Raw genomic sequence first — 18,944 nt, 5'->3', positions numbered from 1 at the left:
CAAGCGGGCGCTGCGGCACCCGAAGCACGGCGAGACCGCGTGATAGGTTGACCGCAAAGGAGGCCGCATGGACAACTTCCCCGTTTTCATAGAACTGGTCGAGAACTGGGCGTGGATCGGCTGGCTGGTCCTCATCGCGCTGTTCCTCGTGATCGAGATGCTCACGCTCGATTTCACGTTCCTCATGCTCAGTTTCGGCAGCACCGTGGGACTCGTGACGGATCTCATGGGCCTCCCGGTCTGGGCGCAGGTCATCATCGCGGCGGTGGCCGCGGCGGCCTTCATCCTCTTCCTCCGTCCTCCTCTGCTGCGGCGCCTGCGGCGCGGCGAAGACCCCACCAAGTCGAACGTCGACGCCCTGCTCGATCTCCGGGGCATCGCCCTGCAGGACGTCACCCAGATCTCCGGCCAGGTGAAGCTCAGCAACGGCGACACCTGGACCGCACGATCGGGTTCGGTCGTCGCCATTCCCCAGGGCTCCCCCGTCGCGATCACCGCGATCAACGGAGCCACCGCCATCGTCCGTCCCGTCAACGACTAGGTAGGAGAGTTCCGTGAACGATTCCTCGTTCATCCCGACCGCGATCCTGTGGATCCTCGTGATCGCGATCATCATCTTCGTGGTGGTCACACTGGCGCGAGCCATCCGCATCATTCCGCAGGCGACAGCCGGTGTGGTCGAGCGGCTCGGCCGCTATCACAAGACCCTCATGCCCGGTCTCAACATCCTCGTGCCGTTCATCGATCGGCTCCGGCCGCTCATCGACATGCGCGAGCAGGTCGTCTCGTTCCCGCCGCAGCCCGTCATCACCGAGGACAACCTCGTCGTCTCGATCGACACGGTGGTGTACTTCCAGGTGACGGATGCCCGCGCCGCGACGTACGAGATCGCGAACTACCTCGGTGCCGTCGAGCAGCTCACCACGACCACGCTCCGTAACGTCGTAGGTGGCCTGAACCTCGAAGAGGCGCTGACCAGCCGCGACAACATCAACGGGCAGCTCCGTGTCGTGCTCGACGAGGCGACCGGCAAGTGGGGAATCCGCGTCGGCCGTGTCGAGCTGAAAGCGATCGACCCGCCCATCTCCATCCAGGACTCGATGGAGAAGCAGATGCGCGCAGAGCGTGACCGTCGTGCGGCGATCCTCACGGCAGAGGGTACGAAGCAGTCTGCGATCCTCGAAGCCGAGGGCGCACGACAGGCCGAGATCCTTCGCGCAGAGGGTGACAAGCAGGCCGCGGTGCTTCGCGCACAGGGTGAGGCCGAGGCGATCCAGAACGTCTTCACCGCCATCCACCAGGGTGAGCCGGACGACAAGCTCCTCGCGTACCAGTACCTCCAGATGCTTCCGAAGATCAGTGAGGGACAGTCGAACAAGCTCTGGATCATCCCGAGCGAGCTGACCGAGGCGCTCAAGGGAATCGGCAGTGCCTTCACTCCGAAGCCCGGGCAGCCTCCGACGAACTATCCGGGCGCGTGACGCACCCGTATTTCGAGAAGGCGCGACACCCTCGAGTCCTCGCTCACCGTGGTCTGGTCACCGCGGCGGGCGAGGACTCCGGTGTGTGGGAGAACTCCGCCGCCGCCTTCGCCGCCGCGCACGCGGCCGGCGCCGAGTACATCGAGACGGACTGCCAGGTCACGGCCGACGGCGACGTCGTGCTCTTCCACGACGAGACCCTGCAGCGACTCACCGGCGACCCCCGGGCGGTTCGCGAGGTGCGCACGCGCGAGCTCGCGCGCATCTTCGCCGACCATGGCGGGCTGCTGACGGTCGCTGATGCACTGTCGTCGTTTCCCACCTCCCGCTTCAACATCGACGTCAAGACGGCGGAGGCCCCCGACCTCATCGGACCGCTTCTCGTCGACCACACCCACCGCGTCCTCGTGACCAGCTTCTCTGACGCCAACCGTCGCGCCGCGATCGCCTCTACGCTGCGCGCCGGTGCGGCCCTGCGCCCGGCCACATCCGGCGGCAGCCGCACGATCGCCGCGCTCCGCTCACTCTCCGCGCTGCGCTTCTCCCCCGCTCGCGTACTGCGAGAGATCGACGCTCTGCAGATCCCGGAGAGGCACTCGAGACTCAGGATCCTCACGCCGGCCCTGCTCCGGGCCGCGCACCGACACGACGTCGAAGTGCACGTCTGGACCGTGAACGACGCCGACGACATGCGGCGGCTGGCCGCCTTCGGTGTGGACGGGATCGTGTCGGACAGAGCAGACCTCGCGCTGGCCACTCTCGCGGGCTGAGCGCGCCACGCCGCCCATACGCTCTCGCGCTGGGATTCCGCTGTGAATAGCACCGAGAACCCGCCTGCGTGGATGAAGCGCACAGGCTGGAGCGTTATACCTGACAGCGACGAGAGGACCACACAATGGCAGATCGCAGCCTACGCGGCATCCGACTCGGCGCCCAGAGCCTACAGAGCGAAGAGGGCGTCGTTTTCATGGAGCGCCGTGAAACCACCTATACCTGTGACGCCTGCGGCCATGTCACGAACCTGATGTTCGCGGCGGACGCCGAACCGCCTCAGACCTGGGAATGCCGCGCTTGTGGCGCTGACGCACGTCTGAACGTCGACGGCCAAGCCGTCACGCTCGACGCGAGCGACGAGAAGGCCGCACGCACGCACTGGGACATGCTGATGGAGCGCCGCACGCGCGCCGAGCTCGAGGAGCTCCTCGAAGAGCGTCTCGCGTTCATCCGTGCACGCCGCGGAGCCGGCGAAGACCCGACCCGCGAGAAGATCGGCGCCTAGCGCTTCCTGGCGCGCAGCCACCCGAAGGCCAGCGCGCCCAGCCCGCCCCACAGCAGAATCTGCTGGATCCAGGGGCCGAGAACCACTCCCGCTGTGAGGCCGGAGCGCAGCTCGACATCCTCGAGCAGCGCTCCGGCCTTTCCCGCATCCAGGCTCGCGACGGTGGAGCCGTCCGGGCGGATGATCTGGCTGGTACCCACGGTCGAGATGTTGACCACGCTGCGGCCCGTCTCGATGGCACGCATGCGGGCGAAGGCCAGCTGCTGGAGGTTCTCGTCGGTGCCGCGGAAGTCGGCGTTGTTTGTCTGGAGCACGAGCACCTCGGCGCCGGCGCCAAGCCCCTCATTGATCACGTCGTCGTAGATCACATCGAAGCAGATGGCGAGTCCTACCTTCACGCCGTCGACATCGACCACCGGAGGGTTCGATCCCGGAGTGTACTCACGCTGGATGAGACCAATCAGATCAGGGGCGAGAGCGTTGAAGAAGGCGCGGTCAGGCACGTACTCCCCGAAGGGCACGGGGTGCCGCTTGTCATGCAGCTGCTCGGCGGTCCCCTCTTCGGTCCAGAGCAGGGACGTGTTGTAGTAAAGCCCGTCGCGCTCCGTCGCGGCGTTCGCGAGCAGAGGCGCCCCCATACGCGTGGCGACCAGGGTCATGCGCCGCGCGAGCGACTCCGACTGGAACGGGTCGTAGTCGAGTGATCCTTCCGGCCACACCACCAGATCCGCATCCTCTCCGTACAGCGGCGCTGTCGCATCCGTCTGCGCCTGCACGATGGAGTACTGCTCGCGCTCGTCGAAGTAGCCGCTCGGGCCGTTGCCCTGCACGGCGGCGATGCGCATGGACCCGCTGACGGTCGTCGGGAAGAGCGGAGTGACCAGCAGCGCGATCGTCACGACCACCGGAGCGATCAATGCGGTCGGACGTCTCCACTCCCGCGTGCGCACGATCTCGATGGCCAACGCGACGAAGAACACCATGAGGAAGCTGAGACCACTCACACCGATCCAGGAGGTGACCGGCGCCAGCGGACTCTCTGCCTGGGTCATGCCTAGGCGAGCCCAGGGGAAGCCGCCGTAGGGCCAGGAACCCACGAAGAGCTCGCGCCCGACCCAGAGGGCCGCGACCACCGCGGGAAGCAGCAGAAGGCGCGCCCAGCGCCCGGAGAACGCCTTCGGGACCCACCGGTACGCGAGGGTGATGAGAATGAGCGCCAGCGCCGAGAGCGCTCCTTCGAGGATGCTCAGCGCCGCCCATGGCACGGGGCCGAGGTAGCGGGAGGTCCACGACACGAGAAGAGCGAAGAAGAGGATGCCGTAGACCGCGCCCACCAGCAGCGCTCCCCCGGCCCGGCGGCCGATCAGAGCGATGAGCAGCAGAGCGGTCGAGGGAAAGGCGAGAGCCCAGACCGCCGCGTCCGGATACGAGAGATCCATCAGGAGCGCCGCCATCGCCGCAGCGGGAAGAGCGAGCGAGAGCGGCAGAAGAGGGCGCTGTCGCGCGCGAGGTTCAGACATCCGTCCTATTCTCACATCGACGAATAGGCGACGATGCCACGGCGCACGCCGTCGAGCGCGACTCGCGCGTTGCGAGCGAGTGCGCCGTCCTCTGCGACGATCGACAGCTGGTCGAGCAGATCGATGGTCTGCTTCGCCCAGCGGACGAAGTCGCCCGCCGCCATGTCGGCATCGATCAGGACGCGATCGAGCATCCCCCCGCGCGCCCACGAGTGCATGGCGCCCGCAAGGCCGGCCGCGAGTGGCTCACTGCCGGCCAGATGATGATCCTTCTCGAGGTCGTCGAGCTCCGCCCAGAGCGTCGTGGTCTTCTCGTACGCGGCTCGGAACGCACCGCGAGGCAGGTCCCTCTCGCCCGAGTTCGCCTCGTCCCTGCGCGGTTCGTACACGAGGCAGCAGGCCATCGCCGCGAGCGACGGCGCGTCGAGACCGTTCCAGAGTCCCTGCCGCAGCGATTCGGCGACCAGAAGGTCACGTTCGCCGTAGATCCGGCGCATCGTGCGCCCGGCATCCGTCAGCGTGGTGACGTCGTCGGCGTCGCGATGCAGGTAATCGAGTGTCTCGAGAACCTCGACCACACGGTCGAAGACCCGCGCGACCGTTCCTGTCCTCGTCTCGATCTGGCGGCGGATGCGGTCGTTCTGACGCTTGAGCTTCCAATACCGCTCCGCCCAGCGCGCATGCGCCTCGCGATCGGGGCACCGATGACATCCGTGCCGCTGCATGCGTGTGCGCAGACTCTGGATCTGCTTCATGCGCTTGTCGCGCGAGACACGGGGAGCGTTCGAATCCTGACGGTTCTTCTTCTCGAGGTCGCTGAGCTCTCGGCGAATCGCCGCATAGTCGAGGAAGTCCCCGTGATCGCAGACCATGGCGGCCTTGTAGCCCTCGAGGGACTCCTCGGCCTCTCGGACCTGGCGTGCGAGTCCCACGACGGCCCGGTCTGCCTGGAACTGCGCGAAAGACGACTCGAGCACCTCACGGGCACGCGCCTTGCCGAACAGATCGATCAGGTTCACCGCCATGTTGTACGTCGGCCGGAAGCTGGAGTTCAGCGGATAGGTGCGTCGCGAGGCGAGTGCGGCGACAGCCTGCGGATCCATCCCCTCGGTCCACTGGACGACCGCATGCCCCTCGACGTCGATGCCGCGGCGGCCCGCGCGGCCTGTCAGCTGGGTGTACTCGCCGGAGGTGATGGCGACACGGGCTTCGCCGTTGAACTTCTCCATCTTCTCGAGCACGACGGTGCGCGCCGGCATGTTGATGCCGAGCGCGAGAGTCTCGGTCGCGAACACGACCTTCACGAGCTTGCGCTTGTAGAGCTCCTCCACGACCTCCTTGAAGGCCGGCAGCAGTCCCGCATGGTGGGCGGCGACGCCCCGCTCGAGGTTCTCCAGCCAGTCCCAATAGCCGAGCACGCCGAGGTCCTCGTCCTGCAGCGACCGCGTGCGATCCTCGACGATCGCGCGGATCTCGGCCTTCTCCTCCGTCGTCGTCAGCCGCACGCCCGACCGCCGCACCTGCTGGACAGCCGCATCGCAGCCGACGCGGCTGAAGATGAAGAAGATCGCCGGAAGCAGGTTCGAACGTTCGAGCAGACGGATCACGTCCGGTCGATCCATTCGCTCGATCCGATGCACGTTCGCCGCACGGACCGGGCGCCGTCCGCCCCGCGGCGGGCGCTGAGCCTGCCTTCCGGCATGGCGATTGCTGCGGTACGACTGCGCGTCTCGATTGTTCTCGTAGTTCGAGCCCGTGAACGAGCGGATGCGCATCAGCTCCTGGTTGACCTGCGCCGTGGCGATGCCCGCGCGGTCGTCGAACAGCGGCAGCAGGTCGTCACGCACCAACACATGCTGCTCCAGCGGAACGGGTCGGATCTCCGAGACGATCACCTCGGTGTCACCCCGAACGGTGTCGAGCCAATCGCCGAACTCCTCGGCGTTCGACACCGTGGCGCTCAGCGACACGAGCCGCACGTGCTGCGGGAGGTGGATGATCACCTCTTCCCAGACTGCCCCGCGGAAGCGATCGGCGAGGTAGTGCACCTCGTCCATCACCACGAATCGCAGGTCGCGCAGCGCAGCCGAGTCCGCGTAGATCATGTTGCGCAGCACCTCGGTCGTCATGACGACGATCCGGGCGTTGCCGTTGATGTTCGTGTCGCCGGTGAGCAGCCCCACCTCGTCCGGACCGTACACGTCGACCAGCTCGCGGAACTTCTGGTTCGACAGCGCCTTCATCGGCGTCGTGTAGAACGCCTTGTCACTGGGGGTCTGCATCGCGAGGTTGATCGCGAACTCTCCGACGATCGTCTTCCCCGCACCCGTGGGAGCGGCGACGAGCACGCTGCTCCCGTCTTCGAGCGCGTGACAGCCTTCGATCTGGAAGGGATCCAGCGCGAACTTCTGAGCGGCGGCGAAGGCGACCGTCGCCGGATGCCCGGCGGCCTCACGGGCGGCGGCGTACCGCTCGGAGGGCGAGCTCATGCGCTCACGGGTTCGATGCCTGCTGCCTCATCGCGCTTGCGCTTGCGTCGATCGAAGAGCATCGAGATGAAGGTCGCGGCGAAGTACAGCACGATCATGGATCCCATCAGCAGCAGCATCGAGAAGACATCAGCGGGCGGCGTGGTGACCGCCGCGAAGATCGTGCAGACCAGGATCGCGACCCGCCACCCCTTGAGGATGTCGCGCCCGGAGACGATCCCCGCGACGTTCAACGCGACGAGGAAGACCGGGAGCACGAAGGCGATGCCGAGCACCAGCAGGAACTTGAAGACGAAGTCGTAGTACGTCGAATAGTCGAAGAACTGCGCCATCCCCTTCGGCACGAAGCCCGCCATGATCTCGATGACATGCGGGAGCACGAAGAACGCGACCGTGCAGCCGCCGAAGAACAGCGGAATGGCCGCCCCGAGGAATCCCCAGGTGTACTGGGTCTCCTTCTTGGTGAGGCCAGGCATCACGAAGGCCCACACCTGCCAGAGCCACACGGGCGCCGAGAGCAGCAGACCGATGGCGAACGCGATCCGCATGCGCAGATCGAACCCGCTCGTGACGGTCGTGAAGTTGAGACCCGTGTACTCACGCCCGGCTTCCGCGGCGATCGTGCGGATCGGCACCGAGAGGAGCTCGATGATCGGCTCCGTCACGATGAACGCGATGATCATCCCGACCACGAGTGCGCCAGCAGCGATGAAGAGCCGCTTGCGCAGCTCCACCAGGTGGGCGCCGAGAGACATCCGCCTGTCGCGACCGGGGACCTCCTGGTCGGCGGATTCGAGAGCCGACACGGACTATGCGGATCGAGGAGGCTGACCCGGATCCGTGTCGCGGGCCGTCACCGAGGTGTCCGCGACAGAAGCCGTGGGCGTCGGAGCACCCGGCTCTGCGACGTCACTCGCGTCTTCGTTCTTCATCGCCTTCATCTCGCCCTTGAACACGCGGGCGGACTGTCCGAGGCTCTTCGCCAGTGCCGGCAGCTTCGCCGCACCGAAGAGCAGCAGGATGACGGCGAGGATGATCAGCAGATGTGGCCAACCGAAAGCGCCCATGATTCTCCTTCGTGGTTTGTAGAAGTCTAACCGTCGTTGGAGCTGTCCGGGTGGCGATACAGGGCGAGTCCGGCCTCGGCCCATTCACGGGTCGCCGTTCGCGCGATGCCGGGGTCGACGACCTCGAGCGCTCCGCCGAACCGAGCGGCCAGTCTCTTGATGCCACGCGGGTCCGCCAGATGCAGACGTGCACTGACGATTCCGCCCTCGACCTCGACGTTGTCGGAGGTGAGGAAGTCCCCCAGAAGCGGTGCCACGCGCTCGGGAACGCGCACCTGTACCTCGCCCTCGTCATCGACAGCCGAGAAGGCCTCCGGCACTTGATCGCCCGCATGCGTGATCGGGATGTCGGTCAGGCGGGCATCGCTCACCCTGTCGAGGTGGAAGGTGCGCATCGCCTGCCTCGTATGGCACCAGCCCTGGAGATACCACTGCGCGTTGGTGATGATCACCTGGACGGGGTCGACGGTGCGAGTGGTCGGAGCCGCATCCGGCGCCTGGTACGTGAATGCGACGGCCACGCCGTCCTGCACCCCGCGCGACACCACCTGGCGGACCTCATCGACGGCGCTCGGCGCCACCACGACCTCTGCGGGCGCATCGGCCGCTCCACGCGAGAGCTTGGAGATGAGACCGCTGACCAGTCCGGAATCCGAGACCGCCGGGACTGCGGCGACCATCTGCAGGCCGGCCAGCAGGGCCGCAGCTTCGCGTGCCGTGAAGCGCGGCACTCGTCGGAGGGCCACGTCGTTCGTGATCTCGATGACGTCTTCATCGTCGAGCAGATCCCAGTTGATGTCGAACATCTCCTGCGGCTGCTGCCAGAATCCCGAGTCGCCGGGGAGACCGATCACCGTGAGCTTCTCCACCATCTGCCGCATCTCGTCCGGAGTGACTCCGAACTCCTCGGACGCCTCGGCGAGAGACACCTGTCCGTGCTCGAGCAGGTACGGCACCAGGGTGAGATAGACGCGCACGCGGTCAGCGGCGAGCAACGGCTTCGGCTGAGCGCTCACGATGACTCCCCCACATCCGAGTTGGTCGCCACGACCGCCGTCAGCCGGTCGACCACGGCATCTCGGAGGGCGGCCGGTTCGACCACTCGCACCTCCGGACCGTAGGAAGCGAGCTCGTCGGCGAGGATGTGCAGGTCGACGAACGGCACGAGGATCCCCTGGGTCGCAGCGGGCGTCGCGCGTCGGCCGAGGCGCAACGACGCCTCAGTGCCCGGCGTGACCTCGAGGAGGGCCGAGTTCTGCGCAGCGACGTTCTCCAGACCCGCCAGCGCACGTTCCCCCGCTCCGTCACGGAGCTCCGGAGCGAAGCTCTTGGGCGAGATCTTCACGTCACCGACGATTCGGCTCAGCAGGAACATCCGGTCGGCCTCGATGTCGACGTCCACGCCGAACACATGCCAGCGCGCCTCGTAGTCGACGAGAGCCAGGGGGCGGATGCTGCGGCGGCGCGGCGAGTCCTCTCCCGGCTTGAGGTAGTCGAACAGCACCACGCGGCTCTTCTCGATGGCTTCCTGCAGCTGCGGGAACGCCGCGTCGCGGGCCGTGATGCGGGGCGCGAAGCCGATGATCGGCTCGTCGCCGTCGATCCCGAGCGCGCGGATCTTTCGTACCCCGGCCTTGGCGTCGCCCGACGCGGACTCCGCGCTCCACACGCTGCCTGCCAGCTGCAGCACGGCGAGCTCGGCAGCAGTGAACTCGATGTCGCTGGGCAGGTCGTATTCCGCCTGCGGAATGCGATACCGCGCCTCACGGAGATCATTGGGATCGGCCTGATCGCCGATCGTCTCGACGGGAACTCCGAGCGTGCGCAGCTCGTCCTTGTCGCGCTCGAACATCTTCTCGAGGGCATCCGAGCGCACACCGGCATCCGCTCGCTGACGGTACCCGGACACATTGTCGAGGATCTGCTGCTTCGTGAGCCCGATCTCCGTCGCCATGAGCGCCACGACGAGGTTCGTCAGACGCTCTTCCGCCGGGATACGGGCTGCCATCAGTTCTCCGGCGCGGGAACGATGCCCAGGATGTCGACGACGATCACGGTCGCCGGGTTGCCGTCTGCAGCGGGTACGACGACCAGCAGCTGAGACCCGACGGTCGCACCCACGAGCTCCTTCGCGGCGGGGCCGATGTTCGGCTCCGCGCCCCACGTGCTCGAGGTGACGGTCTTGTCGTCCCAGCCGAGCGCCATGATGTTCGTCACGATGGTCGATTCCTTCTCGACCTTCGCGCCGTCGCCCTTGATGAGGGTCTGGGTCACGGCGGATTCGGGCGCTGCACTGTCGGGGATGATGACGCCCGGCGTACCGTCGGGTGCGCGCACGACGGTCGGCAGGCCCCGTGCGTCGTTGAACTGCGACGCGCCTTCGGCACGTGCGAGGTAGACGTCGAGGACGTCGACGACGGCGACGATGTTCTCGTCCTTCGCGAGGCCGAAGGCCTCGACGTTCGCCTCGCCGAAGTCCTCAGGGGTGAGCACCGCCACGACGCGGCTGCCGCCGGTGGCGCACTCGAGGACGGACTCGAGACCCGGAGAGCGCTGGGCCCAGTACGAGATGTTGTGCACGCGGCTCGTGTCGCCGTTGTACTCGGACTCGTAGAGCTTCTCGCCGCTCTCGCCGCCGTAGAAGGCGATGTCGAGCACCATCGGCTGCACCGTCGAGGTCAGCGTCTCACCCTTGCCCGTGATGATGTCCGCGAACGCGGTCTCATCGGTCTTGACCGGAGTGTACACGGTGACATCCGGCGCCTCGCCGAGGTCTCCCTCGACGGTCACCGAGTCCTCGACGGAGCCTGCGTGGGAGGTCCTGTCGCAGACCTCGCCCGCGAACGTCGGACCCGCGGCGCATCCGGTCAGAGTGAGGACGGCGAGGCTGAGAGTGGCCAGAACGGCGGACGTTTTACGCACGCGCTCCAGTCTATTCCGTAGACGGCTCGGATTCGCGCGAACCGGATGCAAGACGCGCGCCCTCGGCTGCCTTGGCAGCCTCACGGGCACGCTTTCGGAGGTTCTTGTCGTTGATCTCGCGATCCCCGACGGCACCGGGGGTCCACTGCTCGACATCGGCATCGCCGTAGCTGCTCTTCGACGCCCGACGCTTGACCTGGGGCGCGACCGCACCAGGAGCGAGTCGTCGCGCGGTGAGCAGGAAGCCCGTGTGGGCCACCATGCGGTGGTCCGGTCGCACCGCGAGCCCTTCGACGTGCCAGCCGCGCACCATCGTCTCGGAGGCTTCAGGGTCGGTGAACAGCCCCGTGCTACGGATGTACTCCGCGACACGCGACAGCTGGGTGGCTGTGGCGACGTAGCAGAGCACGACTCCACCGGGCGTCAGCGCGTCGGCGACGACGTCCATGCACTCCCAGGGAGCCAGCATGTCGAGGACGACCCGATCGACCGAGCCTGCGGGGAACGCGCCGGGCAGGGCCTCGGCCAGATCTCCGACGACGACGTCCCAGGTGTCGGGAGTCACGCCGAAGAACGTCTCGACGTTGCCACGCGCGACCTGTGCGAAGTCCTCGCGCCGCTCGAACGACACCAGACGGCCGACGGGTCCGATCGCGCGGAGCAGCGACAACGACAGCGCTCCCGAACCCACCCCCGCCTCGACGACGACGGCGCCTGGGAAGATGTCGGCCTGCATCACGATCTGAGCCGCATCCTTCGGATAGACGATCGCCGCGCCGCGGGGCATGGACATCGCGAAGTCACGCAGCAGCGGACGCAGCGCGAGGTAGTCGTGCCCCGAGCTGTTCGCGACGACGGAGCCGTCCGGAAGGCCAATCAGGTCGCGGTGCCGCAGCACGCCCTGGTGGGTGTGGAGTTCACCGTCCTCACGGAGGGTCACGGTGTGCAAGCGCCCCTTGGGCCCGGTCAACTGCACTCGGTCGCCCTCTCGGAACGGCCCGCTCGGCCGCTGTGAGGTGGTGGAGGTCATCGGGTGGCTCCCGTCATGGAGTTCTTGCGATCGAACAGGTCGATCAGGTCTTGGGCGGTGCGGCCCTCGAGCGTCGGCCAGAGCTCGTGCGCTCCGACATGGTCGAGCGGCACGATGTGCGGGACGCCGAGCGCGACTGCTCCGGAGGCGATACCAGCGCGGAGCCCGGTCGGCGAGTCCTCGATCACGACAGCATCCGCGATGTCGATCTCGAGCAGACCTGCCGCGTGAAGGTACGGCTCGGGATGCGGTTTGGGGTTGGTCACATCGTCGCCGGCGACGACGATGTCGAACGCATCGAACTCGATCAGATCGACGACGCTGAGGGCCATCCGACGCAGTGACATGGTCACGAGTCCCGTCGGGATCCCCGCTGATCGCAGGTCCTGGAGCAGCTCGCGCGCACCAGGACGGAACGGCACGCCCTGAGTGCGCAGCGACTCCTGCACCCCGTCGGTGAGAAGGGCGACGATCGCCTCGGCATCCATGTCGACACCGGCGTTCTGGAGGATGATCGCGCTGTCGATCAGACCGTTGCCGACGAGCTGGAGGGCGTCTTCGTGGCTCCAGGAACCACCGAAGGATTCGACGAGAGCCGTCTCAGCGGCCATCCAATACGGTTCCGTGTCGACGAGTGTTCCGTCCATGTCCCAGAGGATCGCGCGGGGCTGTCTGCTCACTGGACCATGTTAGCCGTGGCTCCGCGCCCTCCCCGCGCAGTCGGACTAGCCTGGAGGGATACCGATCCGGATATCGCGAAGGGAGCCCATGATGGATGTCCTCGGTTCACGCATCGTCATCGTCGCCTTCGACGGCTGGAACGACGCGGGTGAGGCGGCGAGCGGGGCGATCGCCGCATTGCGCGAGACCACCGACTACGATCTCGTGCACTCGATCGATCCCGAGCTGTACTTCGACTACCAGTACACGCGCCCGGCGACGAAGATGGACGCCGAGGGGCGCCGTCAGCTCACCTGGCCGGAAGCCGGCCTGTGGCGTCCGCGAGACCCGGGTCCGGGTCCGGAATTCTGGGTGCTGACCGGTGTCGAGCCGGCACGCACCTGGCAGTCGTTCGCCTCGGAGTTCATCGACATCGCCCTCCGCGACGACATCACAGGCTTCGTGACGCTCGGTGCGATGCTGTCAGACGTCCCCCACACCCGACCGATCTCGATCTTCGCCTCGAGCCAGAACGAGCAGGTCCGCGAAGCCCACGGACTCGAGCGCTCCCTGTATGAAGGGCCCGTCGGCATCCTGAGCGTCATCGAGCACTTCGCCGAGAGCGCGGGTATCCCGACCGCGAGCCTCTGGGCCAGCGTGCCGCACTACGTCGCCTCGGCCACGCCGTCGCCCAAGGTGACCCTCGCGCTCCTCGATCGACTCGAGGAGCTGACCGGTGTCGACGTGCCGCGCGATCACCTGCGCACCGAGGCCGCGGCATGGGAGGCCTCTATCGACGCCGCAGCCGCGGACGACGAGGACATGACGGAGTACATCCAGCAGCTCGAGCGCACCAGAGACACGTGGGACTCCCCCGATGCCTCAGGCGATGCGATCGCCCAGGCCTTCGAGCGCTACCTCAAGCGCCGCGGCGACGGCCCCGGAGACCACAAGCGCTGATCCCCGGCGGTCCGTCCGCACTCAGGCGGCGATGACGCCCGTGCCGAGCAGGACCAGCAGGACGGTTCCGAGCAGGATGCGGTAGATCACGAACGGCAGGAAGCTGCGCTTCGAGATGTAGTTCATGAAGAACGCGATGACTCCGAGCGCCACGACGAACGCGATGCCTGTCGCCGCCAGCGTGTCGCCGAACGAGAAGAACGAGGGCTCGTCCCAGCTCTTGAACACCTGGTAGAAACCGCTTCCGAAGACCGCGGGGATCGCGAGCAGGAACGCGTAGCGGGCGGCAGCGGCGCGTTCGTAGCCGAGGAACAGGCCCATCGTGATCGTTCCGCCCGAGCGGGAGACGCCGGGGATCAGCGCGAGTGCCTGTGCGAATCCGTAGGCGATGCCGTGCGGGTACGTCAGCTGGTCGAGCTTGCGGCGCTTGGCGCCGACGTGGTCGGCAACGCCGAGCAGGATGCCGAACACGATCAGCATGATCGCGACGATCCACAGCGACCGGAAGACGGTCTCGATCTGGTCCTGGAAGAGAAGTCCGAGCACCACGATCGGGATGCTGCCGATGATGATCATCCACCCCATGCGGGCATCGGGATCGCTGCGCGGAACCCGGCCGGTCAGCGAGCGGAACCACTGCGCGATGATGCGCACGATGTCGCGCCAGAAGAACACCACGACCGCTGCCTCGGTGCCGATCTGGGTGATCGCGGTGAACGCCGCACCCGGGTCCTCACCCGAGGGCAGGAACGTTCCGAGGATGCGCAGATGGGCGCTGGAGGAGATCGGCAGGAACTCGGTGAGTCCCTGGACGATGCCGAGGATGAGCGCTTCGAGCAGGTGCATGGAGGAGCTTTCTGAATCGTGGAGCGCGGACGACGAGCCGAGGGCTCAGTACGTGCGCAGCAGATCGGCCAGCACCCGCTGACCGAAGACAAGCGATTCTACGGGTACGCGCTCATCGACTCCGTGGAACATGCCCGTGAAGTCGAGGTCTGCAGGAAGCCGCAGCGGAGCGAAACCGTATCCGGTGATGTCCAGGTAAGCGAGCGCCTTGTTGTCCGTGCCCGCTCCCAGCAGATACGGGATCACCGGCACCCCCGGGTCATGACGACCCAGGCTCGCGACCATCGCCTCGACCAGTTCTCCCGCGAAAGGCGTCTCCATGCCGATGTCGCGCACGACGATCTCGATCTCGATGTCGTCACCGACGATCTGCTGCAGCTCGGCGAGCACGTCATCCTCCGTCCCGGGGATGACTCGCACGTCGATCAGCGCCTCGGCCCGTTCGGGGATCACGTTGTGCTTGTAACCGCCAGTGAGAGCCGTCGGGTTCGTGGTGGTGCGGAACGAGGAACGCAGGAATGCCTCCGCAGGACCCGCGGCGGCCGCGAGGGCATCCGGATCCTCGACCGATCGTCCGGTGAGGTCGCTCAGCCCCTGCAGCAGGGCCTCAGTGGTCGAGGTCAACCGCAACGGCCACCGGGTCCGTCCGATGGCCGCGACGGCCTCGGCGAGCTTCGTGACGGCGTTGTCGTCGTGCAGGCGGCTGCCGTGGCCGGCACGCCCCTTCGCGACGAGACGGATCCAGATCAGCGCCTTCTCGCCCACCTGCAGCAGATAAGCACGTCGGTCGTCGACGGTGATCGAGTACCCGCCGACCTCGCTGATCGCCTCGGTGGCTCCGGCGAACCACTCAGGCCTGTCCTGCACGACCAGAGCCGAACCCTCGACACCGCCGTTCTCCTCGTCGGCGAAGAACGCCAGAACGAGGTCTCGCTCAGGCTGCTCCCCCGCGCGCAGGATGTCGGCGACGGCCGTGAGGATCATCGCGTTCATGTTCTTCATGTCGACGGCGCCGCGGCCCCACAGCATCCCGTCCTTGACGATCCCGGCGAACGGGTCGACCGTCCAGTCCTCGGCCATCGCCGGCACGACGTCGAGATGTCCGTGCACGACCAGCGCCGGCTTGCTCGAATCCCGGCCGGGCACGCGCGCCATCACGTTCGTGCGCCGCGGGATCGGCTCGTAGTACTCGACTTCGAGGCCCAGCTCCTCCAGATACGCACCCACGTACTCGGCGGCTTCGCGCTCGCCCATCGCATTGCCTCCGCCGAAGTTGGAGGTGTCGAAGCGGATCAGGTCGCTCGCGATGCGAGCGACCTCGGGAAGGGACGGATCGGTCATATGCCCAGGCTATCGAAACGCCGTGGCGCGCCCGGGCGTCGCCGTCGGTTTCAGGGAGCCTCGAAGCTCGTGCTAATGTAAATCTTCGTTCGGCAACGAACATCCAACACCTGCGCGGGTGGCGGAATGGTAGACGCGCTACGTTGAGGTCGTAGTGCCCGTAAGGGCGTGGGGGTTCAAGTCCCCCTCCGCGCACAGACAGGCCCCGGATATCTTCACGATATCCGGGGCCTTCTTCGTTTCTGGAAGACGTTCCTCTTCGCGACGGTTGCGGGGGCCCTTCGCCCGCGATACGTTTCGGCGGTCGGGTCGTGTCAGGCGGTTCCCACCCCGAACACGAGTCCGAGCACGTATGTGATCGCCGCGGCTCCGAAGCCGATCGCGAGCTGCCGCAGGGCCCGACGCAGGGGCGGTCCGCCCGACAGGATTCCGACCATGGCGCCGGTGGTCAGCAGAGCGACCCCGACGAGGACCAGCGCGACGATGACGGCCGTGGTGCCGTCCAGGCCGAAGATCCACGGCAGGACCGGGATGATCGCACCGGATGCGAACAGCAGGAAGCTCGAGATCGCCGCCGTCCAGTCGCTGCCGACGATCTCGTGGTCATCGCCCGCGTGGATGTTGACGGGACCCGTCGTGGTGCGTTCAACGCCCGCTCGGGCTGCAGCGACGATGCGTCCCGCGCGGGCCAGAGCCTCTTCCTGGCCTATCCCCCGCGCGCGGTACACCAGCGCCAGCTCGTTCTCGTCGATGTCGAGGTCTGCCGCAGATGCAGCGGCATCCTCATTGGCTTCGGTGGCCGCGAGGAGCTCCCTCTGGGATCGCACGGAGACGAACTCCCCCGCTCCCATCGACAGCGCGCCGGCGAGCAGCCCGGCGATCCCACTGAAGAGCACGAATCCGGAGCTCACCCCCGTCGCCCCGATGCCGAGCACGAGGGCAAGGTTGCTCACCAGGCCGTCGTTCGCGCCGAACACCGCCGCGCGGAACGATCCGGACAACCGCCGTCTGCCTCGTGCAGCGAGTCCGCGCACGACCTCGTAGTGCACCTTCTCGTCGGCACGCATCGCGGGCGTCGCGTACTGCTCCGAGTCGTACGGAGAGCGCGCCTCAGCGCTCTGGGCGAGAGCCAGCACGAAGATCGATCCGAACCGACCGGCCATCCAGCCGAGAAGTCGGGAGCGGATGCCGGCTCGGGGCAGCCTCGAGGGCTCAGTGCCCAGCAGATCGAGCCAGTGCTGCTCGTGGCGGCGCTCGGCGTCGGCGAGGTTGAGGAGGATCTCGCGCTCCTCGCCGGTGCGTCGATTCGCGAGTCTCTGATAGACCGTGCCCTCGGCACGCTCCTCGACGAGATAACGCGCCCAACGGCGGCGGTCTGCGGCGGTGGGTTCTGCAGCGGCGGGCTCGGCGGCAGCGGGGGCTGTCATGACGTCTCCTGATCGACGGAGCCCCAAGCGGGGCAACCGTTCAACGCTAGCTTCGAGAGACCTCAGCGACGGCGGGGAGGCCGTGATTGTCAGCTTTTCGGGAATCCGAACCGGGCGTTTTCCCGGTGTCGAACCGGCCGGGTGTCGAATCGGACCAGTGTCAGGTGCGTACGCGCTTGCGCAGCACTTCGATGCGCGACTGCAGCTGCGTGACGGTGGCCTGCGCGACGGCGGGACCGCCGCAGATGCGCCGCAGCTCGGCGTGGACCGACCCGTGAGGCTCGCCTTTCTGCCGGGCGTACAGCCCCACGAGGCTGTTCAGCAGCTGTCGCTGTTCGCGCAGAGTGCGGTGCAGCGGCGCGGGCAGCGTCGTGGTCTCGGTAGGACCTGCCGCCGCCTCGCGGACCTCTCGCAGGCGCGACTGCCGCGCCTGGCGTTGCATGAGCAGCTCGTGCACGTGCTCGGGTTCGAGGAGCCCCGGGAACCCGATGAACTCCTCTTCCTCAGGCGTTCCCGGTTCGGCGAGCTGACCGAACTCCTGTCCCTCGAACACGACGCGGTCGAAGTGCGCCACCGACGACAGCGCCTGATAGCTGAACTCCTGCGTCAGCGCGTCTGAGGTCTCCTCTTCGCGGTTCGCGGCCTCGAGCAGCGAATCCTCGAGGCCGTCGTCATCTTTCGACTGTCGGTCGAGCGCGTGCTCGCGCTGCTTGTCCATCTCGTTCGCGAGCCCCATGAGCACCGGGACCTGGGGCAGGAACACACTCGCCGCCTCGCCGCGGCGCCGGGCACGCACGAAGCGGCCGATCGCCTGGGCGAAGAAGAGCGGAGTCGACGATGAGGTCGCGTAGACACCGACCGCGAGGCGAGGTACGTCGACCCCCTCGGACACCATGCGCACCGCGACCATCCAGCGATCCTCGCTGGCGCTGAACTTCTCGATGCGCTCCGATGCGGTCGCATCGTCCGACAGCACCACGGTGGGCCGCTGACCGGTGATGCTGTGCAGGATCTTGGCGTACGCGCGGGCGACGGTCTGATCCGTGGCGAGGACCAGTCCCCCGGCGTCCGGCACATGGTTGCGGATCTCGGTGAGGCGCCGGTCGGCGGCGGACAGCACCGCCGGCATCCACTCGCCCTCGGGGTCGAGCGCCGTGCGCCAGGCCTGCGACGTGACGTCCTTCGTGTTGTCCTGCCCGAGGTGGGTCTCGAGCTCGTCACCGGTGCTCGTGCGCCAGCGCATCTTGCCCGCGTACATATGGAACAGGACCGGTCGGACGACACCGTCGGCGAGGGCGCGCCCGTAGCCGTAGTTGTAGTCGGTGCGGGAGATGCGCGCGCCGGATTCATCGGGGTGGTACTCGACGAACGGGATGGGTGCGGTGTCGCTGCGGAACGGTGTGCCCGAGAGCAGCAGACGGCGTTTCGCGGGCCCGTAGGCATCGCGGATCGCGTCGCCCCAGCTGAGTGCGTCGCCGCCGTGGTGCACCTCGTCGAGGACCACGAGTGTCTTGGCGTCCTCCGTGAGATGCCGGTGGACGGAGGACTTGGCAGCGACCTGCGCGTACGTCACCACGGCGCCGTGATAATGCCGGGCCGGTGCCCAGTCGCTGTTACGGAATCGGGGGTCGAGCCGGATGTGCACGCGCGCCGCGGCGTCGGCCCACTGCGTCTTGAGGTGCTCGGTGGGAGCGACCACGATGATGCGGTTCACCTCGCCCATGCGCATGAGCTCGACAGCGAGGGTGAGGGCGAAAGTTGTCTTTCCGGCGCCGGGCGTCGCGGCCACGAGGAAGTCCCGCTGGTCGGCCTGGAAGTACTGCTCGAGCGCCTCCTGCTGCCAGGCGCGCAGCTTGTTGGCGGTGCCCCAGGGGGCGCGCTGTGGGAAGGACGGAGAGAGCATCGAGACAACGATAATCGCT

General features: G+C 67.2%; 18 protein-coding genes and 1 tRNA gene. 6 read left to right on the top strand and 13 right to left on the bottom strand.

Annotated features, from left to right (window positions below; translation table 11 throughout):
• The first annotated feature begins 67 nt into the window (after positions 1 to 67).
• The 4 genes from OD997_RS03030 (at position 68) to OD997_RS03015 (ending at position 2,760) form a co-directional block, all read left to right on the top strand.
• Positions 68 to 541 carry an NfeD family protein gene (locus tag OD997_RS03030; protein WP_434330296.1) on the top strand — a complete coding sequence of 158 codons (474 nt, stop codon included), beginning with the start codon at positions 68 to 70 and terminating at the stop codon, positions 539 to 541.
• 13 nt (positions 542 to 554) lie between these two features.
• Positions 555 to 1,481, top strand: coding sequence for an SPFH domain-containing protein (locus OD997_RS03025; protein ID WP_056307762.1), 927 nt, complete (start codon positions 555 to 557; stop codon positions 1,479 to 1,481).
• On the top strand, positions 1,478 to 2,251 hold the full coding sequence (locus tag OD997_RS03020) for a glycerophosphodiester phosphodiesterase family protein (RefSeq protein ID WP_434330295.1): 774 nt from the start codon (positions 1,478 to 1,480) through the stop codon (positions 2,249 to 2,251). Before OD997_RS03025 ends, OD997_RS03020 begins: the two co-directional genes overlap by 4 nt.
• Before the next feature lie 125 nt (positions 2,252 to 2,376).
• Positions 2,377 to 2,760 (top strand): RNA polymerase-binding protein RbpA, encoded by a 384-nt coding sequence (locus OD997_RS03015; protein WP_056307766.1) that lies wholly within the window; start codon positions 2,377 to 2,379, stop codon positions 2,758 to 2,760.
• Here the strand turns inward: OD997_RS03015 and lnt are convergent.
• From lnt to OD997_RS02970, 9 genes are read right to left on the bottom strand one after another with little or no spacing between them, the layout of a single operon-like run.
• Positions 2,757 to 4,280, bottom strand: coding sequence for an apolipoprotein N-acyltransferase (gene lnt / locus OD997_RS03010; RefSeq protein WP_434330294.1), 1,524 nt, complete (start codon positions 4,278 to 4,280; stop codon positions 2,757 to 2,759). The genes OD997_RS03015 and lnt overlap by 4 nt on opposite strands.
• An 11-nt stretch (positions 4,281 to 4,291) precedes the next feature.
• Positions 4,292 to 6,769: a DEAD/DEAH box helicase gene (locus OD997_RS03005; RefSeq protein WP_434330293.1), complete on the bottom strand. Its 2,478-nt coding sequence runs from the start codon at positions 6,767 to 6,769 to the stop codon at positions 4,292 to 4,294.
• Positions 6,766 to 7,524, bottom strand: coding sequence for a twin-arginine translocase subunit TatC (gene tatC / locus OD997_RS03000; RefSeq protein WP_434332327.1), 759 nt, complete (start codon positions 7,522 to 7,524; stop codon positions 6,766 to 6,768). The genes OD997_RS03005 and tatC overlap by 4 nt, the downstream gene beginning before the upstream one ends.
• A gap of 54 nt (positions 7,525 to 7,578) precedes the next feature.
• Positions 7,579 to 7,836: a Sec-independent protein translocase subunit TatA gene (tatA, locus tag OD997_RS02995; RefSeq protein ID WP_434330292.1), complete on the bottom strand. Its 258-nt coding sequence runs from the start codon at positions 7,834 to 7,836 to the stop codon at positions 7,579 to 7,581.
• A 26-nt stretch (positions 7,837 to 7,862) separates the two neighbouring features.
• Positions 7,863 to 8,852: a helix-turn-helix transcriptional regulator gene (locus tag OD997_RS02990; protein ID WP_434330291.1), complete on the bottom strand. Its 990-nt coding sequence runs from the start codon at positions 8,850 to 8,852 to the stop codon at positions 7,863 to 7,865.
• Complete coding sequence (locus OD997_RS02985) at positions 8,849 to 9,844, bottom strand: helix-turn-helix transcriptional regulator (protein ID WP_434330290.1); 996 nt, start codon at positions 9,842 to 9,844, stop codon at positions 8,849 to 8,851. The genes OD997_RS02990 and OD997_RS02985 overlap by 4 nt, the downstream gene beginning before the upstream one ends.
• On the bottom strand, positions 9,844 to 10,758 hold the full coding sequence (locus tag OD997_RS02980; RefSeq protein WP_434330289.1) for a hypothetical protein: 915 nt from the start codon (positions 10,756 to 10,758) through the stop codon (positions 9,844 to 9,846). Before OD997_RS02980 ends, OD997_RS02985 begins: the two co-directional genes overlap by 1 nt.
• A gap of 10 nt (positions 10,759 to 10,768) precedes the next feature.
• Positions 10,769 to 11,788: a tRNA (adenine-N1)-methyltransferase gene (locus tag OD997_RS02975; RefSeq protein WP_434330288.1), complete on the bottom strand. Its 1,020-nt coding sequence runs from the start codon at positions 11,786 to 11,788 to the stop codon at positions 10,769 to 10,771.
• Entirely contained in the window at positions 11,785 to 12,468 is a 684-nt protein-coding gene (locus tag OD997_RS02970; RefSeq protein ID WP_434330287.1) for an HAD family hydrolase, read from the bottom strand. Before OD997_RS02970 ends, OD997_RS02975 begins: the two co-directional genes overlap by 4 nt.
• A gap of 88 nt (positions 12,469 to 12,556) precedes the next feature.
• Here OD997_RS02970 and OD997_RS02965 point away from each other — a divergent pair, with 88 nt between their 5' ends.
• Entirely contained in the window at positions 12,557 to 13,408 is an 852-nt protein-coding gene (locus tag OD997_RS02965) for a PAC2 family protein (protein WP_434330286.1), read from the top strand.
• 21 nt (positions 13,409 to 13,429) lie between these two features.
• Here the strand turns inward: OD997_RS02965 and OD997_RS02960 are convergent, their stop codons facing one another.
• Both OD997_RS02960 and OD997_RS02955 read right to left on the bottom strand, forming a co-directional pair.
• The gene (locus tag OD997_RS02960) at positions 13,430 to 14,254 is read right to left on the bottom strand and encodes an undecaprenyl-diphosphate phosphatase (RefSeq protein ID WP_434330285.1); all 825 of its coding nucleotides are present in this window, start codon (positions 14,252 to 14,254) and stop codon (positions 13,430 to 13,432) included.
• Positions 14,255 to 14,299: 45 nt separating this feature from the next.
• Positions 14,300 to 15,595: a M20/M25/M40 family metallo-hydrolase gene (locus tag OD997_RS02955; protein ID WP_434330284.1), complete on the bottom strand. Its 1,296-nt coding sequence runs from the start codon at positions 15,593 to 15,595 to the stop codon at positions 14,300 to 14,302.
• A 112-nt stretch (positions 15,596 to 15,707) separates the two neighbouring features.
• Here OD997_RS02955 and OD997_RS02950 point away from each other — a divergent pair.
• Positions 15,708 to 15,790: transfer RNA gene (locus OD997_RS02950), tRNA-Leu, on the top strand.
• Between the two features lie 119 nt (positions 15,791 to 15,909).
• On the opposite strand, the gene OD997_RS02945 is transcribed toward OD997_RS02950, so the two are convergent.
• Positions 15,910 to 17,022 (bottom strand): VIT1/CCC1 transporter family protein, encoded by a 1,113-nt coding sequence (locus OD997_RS02945; protein ID WP_434330283.1) that lies wholly within the window; start codon positions 17,020 to 17,022, stop codon positions 15,910 to 15,912.
• 160 nt (positions 17,023 to 17,182) lie between these two features.
• Entirely contained in the window at positions 17,183 to 18,925 is a 1,743-nt protein-coding gene (locus OD997_RS02940) for a DEAD/DEAH box helicase (protein ID WP_434330282.1), read from the bottom strand.
• Positions 18,926 to 18,944 lie beyond the last annotated feature (19 nt).

The sequence above is a fragment of the Microbacterium sp. CGR1 genome, assembly GCF_051062835.1.
Taxonomy (GTDB): Bacteria; Actinomycetota; Actinomycetes; order Actinomycetales; family Microbacteriaceae; genus Microbacterium.
This window is presented reverse-complemented; position numbering and strand designations above follow the sequence as displayed.

What these genes read in the sequence shown, in the direction of transcription:
- OD997_RS03030 (WP_434330296.1), top strand. Translation starts at nt 68, where the DNA reads ATGGACAACTTCCCCGTTTTCATAGAACTGGTCGAGAACTGGGCGTGG.
- OD997_RS03015 (WP_056307766.1), top strand. Translation starts at nt 2,377, where the DNA reads ATGGCAGATCGCAGCCTACGCGGCATCCGACTCGGCGCCCAGAGCCTA.
- lnt (WP_434330294.1), bottom strand. Translation starts at nt 4,280, where the DNA reads ATGTCTGAACCTCGCGCGCGACAGCGCCCTCTTCTGCCGCTCTCGCTC.
- OD997_RS03005 (WP_434330293.1), bottom strand. Translation starts at nt 6,769, where the DNA reads ATGAGCTCGCCCTCCGAGCGGTACGCCGCCGCCCGTGAGGCCGCCGGG.
- tatC (WP_434332327.1), bottom strand. Translation starts at nt 7,524, where the DNA reads ATGTCTCTCGGCGCCCACCTGGTGGAGCTGCGCAAGCGGCTCTTCATC.
- tatA (WP_434330292.1), bottom strand. Translation starts at nt 7,836, where the DNA reads ATGGGCGCTTTCGGTTGGCCACATCTGCTGATCATCCTCGCCGTCATC.
- OD997_RS02985 (WP_434330290.1), bottom strand. Translation starts at nt 9,844, where the DNA reads ATGGCAGCCCGTATCCCGGCGGAAGAGCGTCTGACGAACCTCGTCGTG.
- OD997_RS02975 (WP_434330288.1), bottom strand. Translation starts at nt 11,788, where the DNA reads ATGACCTCCACCACCTCACAGCGGCCGAGCGGGCCGTTCCGAGAGGGC.
- OD997_RS02965 (WP_434330286.1), top strand. Translation starts at nt 12,557, where the DNA reads ATGATGGATGTCCTCGGTTCACGCATCGTCATCGTCGCCTTCGACGGC.
- OD997_RS02960 (WP_434330285.1), bottom strand. Translation starts at nt 14,254, where the DNA reads ATGCACCTGCTCGAAGCGCTCATCCTCGGCATCGTCCAGGGACTCACC.
- OD997_RS02955 (WP_434330284.1), bottom strand. Translation starts at nt 15,595, where the DNA reads ATGACCGATCCGTCCCTTCCCGAGGTCGCTCGCATCGCGAGCGACCTG.
- OD997_RS02945 (WP_434330283.1), bottom strand. Translation starts at nt 17,022, where the DNA reads ATGACAGCCCCCGCTGCCGCCGAGCCCGCCGCTGCAGAACCCACCGCC.
- OD997_RS02940 (WP_434330282.1), bottom strand. Translation starts at nt 18,925, where the DNA reads ATGCTCTCTCCGTCCTTCCCACAGCGCGCCCCCTGGGGCACCGCCAAC.